This window comes from Gardnerella sp. 26-12 (genome assembly GCF_001660745.1).
GTDB classification, from domain to species: domain Bacteria; phylum Actinomycetota; class Actinomycetes; order Actinomycetales; family Bifidobacteriaceae; genus Bifidobacterium; species Bifidobacterium swidsinskii.
Genome location: NZ_LWSR01000096.1, coordinates 1 through 9,211 on the forward strand (window position 1 = coordinate 1; position 9,211 = coordinate 9,211).

Genomic DNA, 9,211 nt, shown 5'->3' on the forward strand with positions numbered 1-9,211 from the left:
TTATTTATTCAATTTTAATATTTGTTGCAACACCAACGTTTAGTCGCGCTTCTTCCTGCGAATAATGACTGCGAGTGCAGCACCTATTGCGGCTGCGAGTGCAGCAACAGCACCTGCTGCAGCAATTGCAGAGCCTGTGTTGGTTAACTTTGATTGCGCAACCTGGCCGGAGGAGTGACGTGCAGGAGACTTAGGAGCTTGTAACTGAGTGTTATTGCTCTTATTCCTGTTGTTTTCACTGTTGCCAGTGTGTTCATCAGAATCATGAGAACCAGATTCATGTTCTGGGGTTGGAGCAGGGGTCGGTGCAGGTGTTGGTTCTGGTTTCTTGGTTGGGTTGTTTCCGACTTTACCGTTTGCCGTGTTGGATGGTTGACCATTCTTCTTGGCTTGCGCGGTAATCGTACTACCATCCTTGATTTGGGTTGCAGGGATGGTGACTTTACCAGTCTTAGGATCAACAGTCACGCCGGTTGGAGTGTTACCGTCAATAGTCCAGTTACCATTCTTATCTTTCTTCACGGTAATTGTTACAGGAGTCGTTGTATCGCCTTCTGGAGTATACGTGATTTCGAGAGTATCAGCATCTGCTGGTGGGGTAACAGTTGCGGAACCTTGCTCAACACCATCTTGTGGTGTGAGTATAGTCGGCTCACCCGCAGGCGTTGGTGTTGGTTCTGGTGCAGGCTTCTCCTTTTCGGCAACTTTAGCAGTTACCACTTCTGACTTGCTCTTGCCAGTCTTATCGCTACTGTCTTCTGATTGCGCAGTAATAGTGCTACCGCTCTTAATCTTGTTTGCTGGAATCGTAACAACGCCAGTTTGCGGATTAACAGTCACGCCATCTGGAGCGTCTCCGTCAATCTTCCACTCATGCTTGTCGCCTTTAGCAACAACAGTAATCGTTGCGGTTGTTTCACTGCCTTCTGGAGTGTAAGTAACTACAACCTTGTTTACGCGCGTATCCGTGAGATCAGGCGTCACGCTAGCGCCACCCTCGGCTGGAGTGTCAATCTTTGGCTTAGTTATATTTCCGCTGACAGTAATATTTACGCTATCGCCTGTCTTTGCACCATCACCCTTACCGTTGGTTGGTGTGAGGGTGACGATGGCACCAGGCTTTTGCTTGTCGATAGTAATAGTGAAGTTGCCATCTTTATCTGCGGTACCAGTTCCGATTTGATTGCCATTGTTATCGGTAACAGTTACTGTTGCGCCCGGAAGAGTCTTTCCAGTGATGATTTGTTTAGTAGAATCATCTGGATTGTCTTTTAGCGTTTGCTCACTAATCTGTGGAGTCTTAAAGCCAGTTACAGCAGTAGCGGGATCAGATGGTTTGTCCGTCTTGTTCTTAGATACTGCAGTAATAGTGCTGCCGTCTTCCAAATTCTTTGTTGGAATAGTAACAACGCCAGTATCTGGATTAACGATTACGCCTTCTGGAGCGTCTCCGTCAATCTTCCACTTACCATTGTTATCCTTCTTAGCAATAATTGTGCGAACTGGCTGTTCTGGACCATTGATTGAATTTGGCTTAGCATTGATTTCAATTTTCACAACCGTTGTGTCATCAGTTGGCGGAGTTACAGTTACGTTTCCGTCGTTCTTCTGGTTGTCGGTTGGTACCGTAATCGTTGGCTTTTGTGGCTTAGCTGTGACGATTACAGTAGTTGCGTCACCATCAACTCCACCCTTGCTTGGAACAAGCTTGAGTGTTGTGCCAGGATCCTTCTTATCGATTTCGATAGTGAAGTTTCCGTCTTTGTTGGCATCTCCAGTACCAACAGTATTACCGCCATTGTCTTTGACAGTTACTGTGTTTCCTGGCTGAGTTTTACCAGTAATAGTTGTCTTATCAGACTTATCTGGTGTGTTTTCTGCTTTGCTACCATTAATAAATGGCTTGTTCTGTGCCACAACGTTTACTGTTACTGGTACGTTCACAGGATTTGCGATACCCGGAATAGTTACCACGACAGTGCCGCTCTTATTGTTTCCAGCTGTCTTGGTATCTGGCGTACCGTTAGTTGCCCAAGCAAACTTGGTTCCGTTAGGTAACTCATCCTTATTGGCAATGCTGTTTTCTGCGCTTGGAGAATCACCAACATGTACGCTCACCGTTTTACCGGCTGGATTTGGCACAACGAGCACGTTGACTGGAATGTCAATATCTGGCTCGCCTGGCACCTTAACGGTCACAACGCCTGGTTGGTTGCCAGTCTTTGAGGTATCAGGCTTCTTCTTCCAAGAAATACTAGCATCCTTAGGTAGATCCTTATGATTCTTAATAACATCCTCTGGCTTAGGGGTAGTGTCAGTTGTGTCACCATTCTTCTTTTGCAACACAGTTACGTCGTTTGCAACAGGTGCTGGTGTCACAGTAATTGTTACTGGCACTTCTTGAGGTGCTTGCCCTGGAATCTTGACAATCACTGTTCCACTAGCAGTGCCTGGCTTGTCGGTCTTTGGAGCAGCATCTTTCTTCCACTCGAATGTGGTTCCCTTAGGGAGTTTGTTGTTGTTATCAATGCTGTTCTTAGGATCAGGATTGCTGTTCTGTGGGACGGTGGTTTCCTTCGCGATAGGCACAGGGTTTACGTTCACTGTTACAGGCACTTCTACAGGGGATTGACCTGGGAGGGTAACAATAATCTTGCCATTCTTTGCGCCAGGATTGTTAGTATCTGGTTTATCTTCAGGTTTCCACTCGAACTTAGTGCCCTCAGGGAACTTACTCTTATCGCTAGAATCCTTAATAACATCCTTAGCTTCTGGCAAATCCTTGCCCTGCGGCACGTTGACTTCAGATGCACTTGGGTCAACAACGTTAACCTCTACTGACACTTCTTGAGGAGTATCAGATCCAGGAATAGTAATCTTTACTTTGCCTTTTACGCTGTTACCTTCCTTAGATGTGTCTGGTTTTCCGTTGTTATCCCACTCGAACTTAGTGCCATTAGGGAACTTATCCTTATTGGCAATGCTGTCCTCTGGCTTAGGCTCCACACCCTTTGGCACAGTTACAACTTTAGTCGTAGCAGTTGGAGCCTTAATAGTTACAGGTACGTTAATAACAGTTGTTGATCCATCCGGATACGTAACTGTTACAGGCACTTCAAACTTGCCAGCCTTATCTCCATTAGGGATCTTAGACTTATCTCCCTCAGCAATAGAGTAAGTTGGCTTATTTGCTTCGTTCGTTGGCCAGGTAGGAACACTTACTTTGCCGATAATTTCGTCGTCCGAAGGCTTTTGACCATTATCTTTTTCAAGATTATCTGCCTTAGGTGGGTAAAGTTCAGACTGCTTATCGCTAATAGTTACTGGCACGTCAACAATGTCAGTCGTGCCATCTGGGTAGGTGACTTTAACCTTAACAGTAGAGTTTCCAGGAGTCTTACCATCTGGAAGCTTTGTGTTAGGCTCGTTCAACTCAATCTTTGGTTGTTCCTTTGAATCTTTTGACCAATTAGGAACAGTTACATTGCCTGTTACATCATTAGATGTAACCTGCTTGCCAAACGGCTTAACAACAGGCTTTGCTTTTGGCTCGAAAGTATCCGACTGCTTGTTCTTAATAGTCACATCAACAGTAACTTCATCAGTTGTGTTATCTGGGTATGTGACTTTAACCTTAACATGATAGGTGCCAGGGGTATTGCCGTCTGGAATATCCTTATCGTCGCTTGTAATGGCGACTGTTGGCTTATCGCCGTCCTTCTTTGGCTTAAAATCAGGAACAGTTACAGCCTTCTTAACAGCTTCCTTGGTCTTTTCTTTATCAGTGCCATACGGCTCTTCCACAGGGTCAACTGCAGGAGTGTTCGCAGTGGCATCAGTGTCTGTAACTACTACAGGCACTTGCACAACAGTGCTGGAACCATCTGGATATGTGACCTTAACAGGTACGTTAGTTGTGCCAGTCTTATCTGTAGTTGGTAGAGGAGTTTTTGGATCTACAAGCTCTACTGTTGTTTCCTTTGGAGCAGGCTTATCCTTAACTGTAGAAGTCTTTACAGCCTTCTTGATTTCATCAGCATCAGGAGCTTTCTCATTACGCTTCTTGTTGATAGCTTCTGCGCCTGGCTTGTAGGTCTCGTTATCTGGATTGCCAACTGTTACAGGAACTTCCACGTGATCCTCAGAACCGTCAGGATACTTAACAGTAACCTTAACGTTTACGGTTCCAGGAGTCTTAGTGTCGATAGGTGTTTGACCTTTATCAACCGTAATTGTTGTACCGTCTGTTGGAGGTTTGTTGTTATCGTCAAACTTGACTTTACCTTTGATTTCTTCATCAGAAGGAACCTTACCGTTATATCCAACGCTGATTCCATCAGGCTTATTTGGTTCATACTTCTTATTCTGAGGCTCGCCAACCTTAACGGTTACCGTTGCATGATCCTTAGAACCATCCTTATACGTAATGGTTACAGGAATATCGAAAGTACCAGGATGAGTGCCATCTGGAACAGTCTTAGCTTTGTCGTCAATAGCAATACTTGCGCCTTCTGGAAGAGAAGTAAGTTCTTTATCTCCCTGCTTTAGCTTAATGCCATTGCCGTTTCCAATTCCAGTAATCTTGTTTTCAATGGTAGTATTCGGCGTCTTATTGTAGTCAATGTTAATTGTTTGACCTTCTGGCGTATAAGTTTCGCTTTGTGGCTTCAGCACTTTAACAGTTACTGTTGCAACGTCACTAGAGCCATCCTTATACGTAACTTTAACTTGTACTTGTCTCTCGCCAGGCTTATCGGTGCTTGGAACGTCTTTCGTGTTGACGATTTCTACTGTTGGATCTTGCTTTGGAGAGTTGCCGTTCCACTTCAAGCCATTGCCACTGCCAAACGACTTAATTTTCTTAGTCAATTCTTCTGGCTTAGTGTTCCATGGAACTTCAACTGTTTGACCCTTTGGATCATAATCCTTAGCATCCTTATGAATCAACACAGGAACATTGACTATTGTAGTTGAATGATCCGGGTATGTAATTGTTACAGGAACAGTGTGAACACCATCATCTTGAGGAATATTTCCAACTGTGAAAGTCAAATCTTTCTTATCAATTGGGGTCTTCTTCGGGTCATCCTTCTTGGTAATAGTAATTGCGTTGGTAATTGCGTTTTGGTCAGGATTCTTTGGTGTAGCATTAGGAGCAGCATTATGCTCTTCAGCATCCGTGTATACGGAAATCTGAACCTTTAGCTTAGACTCGTTGCCAGCTTCGTCTGTAACAACAAGTTCACGAGACCACTTATTGTCTGACGAATTGGTTATATTCGCATCTCGCTGAGCAGTGCCTTTAATATGAATAGTCGCAGGCTTTTCTGCAGAATTCCCGTTTTGATTGTCAATAGTGATTTTTCCGTCATGACCTGGGAATGTTGCTATTGTTGCACCCTTGATCTTTCCGCTGTTGTCATAAGCGTTGATATCAATGCTGAACGGTTTGCCATTATGTACCTTGAACTGGTAGTACTCAGGTGTTTTATCGGTATCTGCTCTCTTTGCCTTATTGGTACTAGGTGTGTTAATAACAGGCGCGATATCGTCCTTAACGGTAACGGTTGTAGTAACGTCTTTAGTTGAGCCGTCCTTAAATGTTATGCGAACTGTAGCGTTCTGCTCGCCAGGCTTATTCCAATCTGGTTCATTAGCCCAAGAGTAGGTAGCGTCGCTAGGTAGTTTCTTTAGATCATCTGCATTAATACCGCTCTTAGGATCTGGATACTTTGTGCCGCTGCCCATGTTGTACGTAACAGGCTTGCCTTTAACATCACCATATTTGTCGGATTGCGGCTTAACAATAAACTTAACAGTTACTTTATTAAGATTGCCCGAAGGATCCACCGCTTCTAAGGTACGCGTATACTCGCCAGGCTCAGTGTTGAGTGGAGTAGTGCCGTCAAGCATCAAAGTCTTAGGATCTTTATCTGTGCCAATTCCAGTAGGATCTTTTTCTGTCTCGCCTGGAGTTTTAGGCGTTAAAGCAAGAGTTGTAACGTTTCCGCTGTTATCGGTTGCAGTAATCTTAATATCGTTCTTATCGCCGCGGTATGTAGTGATAGTGAATACTTGTGCGTGTTTTGGCCCATCAGGATATTCACCATTAATGGTGTTATATGTGCCACCATCGCCTTTTTGCTGAATCGTAACTTTAGGACTTTCGCTATCCTTAACAGTTACCTTAACGGCAACAGTTTCAACTTGTGGGTGATCTTTGTCGTTAGTAGGAATAGTTACAATAACTTTTCCAGTCTTTTCCTTGCCAATAGTGGAAGTGTCTGGAGTTCCGCCAGTTTCAGTGCTCCACTTGAAGGTTGCACCTGCTTTTTTAAGCTTTCTTCCGTTGGCAATAGCTTTTTCGGCGTCTTTCTCGGTGAGTTTGTGACCTAAGTCAACAGTAATATTCTTAGGCTGAAGATCTTCTTTTTTCTCCACTTTTACGGTCACAGTTTTTTCTGTTTTGTGACCAGCAGCATCAGTTGCGGAGAACGTAAGAGTATAAGTGCCAACTTCTTCAGGCTTAAAGCCGGAGAAGCTATAAGTGAAAACCTTTTTCTTATCACTATTCTTCGTGTAATCAGTTTTTGCACGCGCTGCGACAGTCATCATCTTACTGAAATCATTTCGAGCAAAAGCCATCGTTGCTGTTGCTGTGTCAATAGACTCAATCTTTACATCATCTTTTGCAGTAAGCTGAATCTTCAGATCTTCGCCAACTTTTACGGTAATGCTATCTTTATCAGCAGTAAGCGTTGGAGCTTTGTCATCCTTAGTAACCTTCTTAGCGTCGCTTGCGTCAGAGCTTACGGAATCTGCAGTAGTAGTTACTGCAGTAATGCTTCCTTCAGGAATGCCGTTAGCAACTGTAATCGTAACTTTGCCATCGTTGCCAACTTTTCCAGTTCCAATTTGATTGCCCTTGCTATCTTTAAGCGTTACAGTGCTTCCAGCTGTGCCAGGGCCTGCATTAACTACAACTTCCTTGCCCTTTACGCCTGCAACACCAGTCAAATCAGTTTCAATCTTAGGCTTTTGAGGGCGAACCGTGAAAGTAACCTTTTCTTCCGCTGTGCTGCCGTCATTAAACGTGACTTTAGCAGTGTAAGTTCTCTTTCCTGCAACGTCTGTGGAAGGCTCGCCATTAACCCACTCTGCACTCTTGATGTTATCTTTAACCTTCTTATCGGTTATACCAAGATATTCCTTAGCGTCAACCTTGTTTCCTGCTTTAGTAAGAGGGTCTCCAACAGTAGTATTAACGGTATTTCCATTAAGCTTATGTTGCAAAGAAAGTGGCTTCTTAACATTCACAGGAACAGTCACATTGTGATACGAGCCATCGCTATACGTCACTTTTCCAGAAGCGTATGCAGGAGCAGTGTCTTTGCCGTTAAAGGCAATGTCAGGAAGCTTAGTTTCTGGAATAGAGTCAAAAGTAAGCGTGCCGCCGTCTGCTCCAGAAACATGCTGCTTGAGCTCATCTGCAGTTGGCCTATGACCCCAATCAACAGTAATTGGGGTAGCGGTTGGAGCCTTATGCTTAAGATTTTGGTTCTTAAGATGTACAGTGACTCTCTTTTCTGCTTTATTGCCAGAAGCGTCGGTTGCAGAAACAGTAATCGTGTAGTCGGAGTTTACTGGCGTATTGCCGTTCTTGTGCTCAAACTTAACGTTTTCAACAACCTTGGTATGAGGATTGCTTTCGCTAGCGTTAATGCCATTATCGTTTTTCTCGTCAACATTGCCATTTTTAGCAAAGTCTGGGAAACCGCTTACAGAGAACTTCGTCACCTTTTCGCTATTGTCAGACGTGCCGAAAGTAATCTTTGGTGACTCACCCTGATACACGTCAATGCTGTTGTTGGAATCGCTAATCTCTTTGCCATTAAAATACAGCTTTGGAGCAGTGTTATCGCTTTTTGTGCGCTTAAGATTTTGTTCAGTCCAGCGCTCGCGACCAGAAATAAAGGTGTATGCTGAGTTAGTCGTTCTACCATAAGTACTTGTATTTGCCCATGTATAAGCATCTTGGATGTCGTCAAGAGTGACTCCTTGACGTAACTTTACTTTGCAATGCATGTGCACTGCATAGTCGACGTTTGTAGTTCTTAAGCCGATGCCGTAGCTCTTGCCGCTATATACGCCTCTCAGTTGTGTAGCATTGCTAATAACCCCGTCGCCTGCATTATTGTGGAAAGTATCACTCAAATCTTGCTTGTTGCTGTTTCCTCCTCTTATGCCTAAGGTTATTTTGTATAAAGAGTTTCCAAGCTGCTGGTCATCTTGCAAGGGGTTATTAAGATTTTTTGACTGGCTATTTTCTTTAGTGAATAATGAAAAATCGCGTGAAAGAACAGCGTTTTTTGTTTGTGGACTAGTGCTATTTCGTTTATAAAAATTAAAACTTAAATCACTTAATGTGTCTGGCTTGTAATAACCATTATTTAAGTCAGCAACTGTAAAAGGAATTTGCCAAACATACTGTTGTTGCTTGGAAGCGCCAGTCATATTTTTACCATCGTTGTTAAAGAACACATCGAAGATTAGGTACTGGTCGTTTCCGTTCTTTTCAAGGTGTGCATACATATCCGACTTTTTAGTAACATTATTGTAATCACCCAAACCGTCGGATCCTATTTGACCGATTGTTCCATTGCTGTTAGCAAAGCGATACCTTTGGAACTCAAGAATGTTTGGTGTATGCAGCCAAGGAGTAGGGTCGTTCTTACGCACTTCTTCCGCAAATGCCGCAGTAGTTGGAGGAAGAAGAATATTAGAGGATGCGAGGATTGGCTGACCACCCAAGCAGGTTGCTGCAGTGAGAACTGTGGCAAGTGTGCTCAATGACACCTTGCGCATGGTTGCATACGCAGAAGATGAATCAACGTTTTTAAACGAGCTCTCAACTTGCTCGCGTGCATGCTTTTTGCGGTTGTTATTTGCCATAATAATCCGTAATCCTTTATTCTTGTGCTTCTTAATTTAGCGTTCCCTAATGTGCGTCGTATATAAACGTGTGTCTAGTTCTTCTTCAAACACTAATTCTGTGTTTGCATAAAGCAACGATAGACAATAAGTACGCTTATACACATGCTGCATAATATTATATCGTATTTTTGCTATTTTGTCGTAATTTTTTTATTGTTAAGTATTCCATAACTGTAAAATTTCCTGCCGGGGGGGGGGTGCTCTATGTACAAAATAT

At 43.5% G+C, this 9,211-nt stretch carries 1 protein-coding gene; it reads right to left on the bottom strand.

Annotated elements, in window-relative coordinates:
* Positions 1 to 39: 39 nt before the first annotated feature.
* Positions 40 to 8,952, bottom strand: coding sequence for a Rib/alpha-like domain-containing protein (locus A5295_RS05050; RefSeq protein ID WP_064621970.1), 8,913 nt, complete (start codon positions 8,950 to 8,952; stop codon positions 40 to 42).
* Positions 8,953 to 9,211 lie beyond the last annotated feature (259 nt).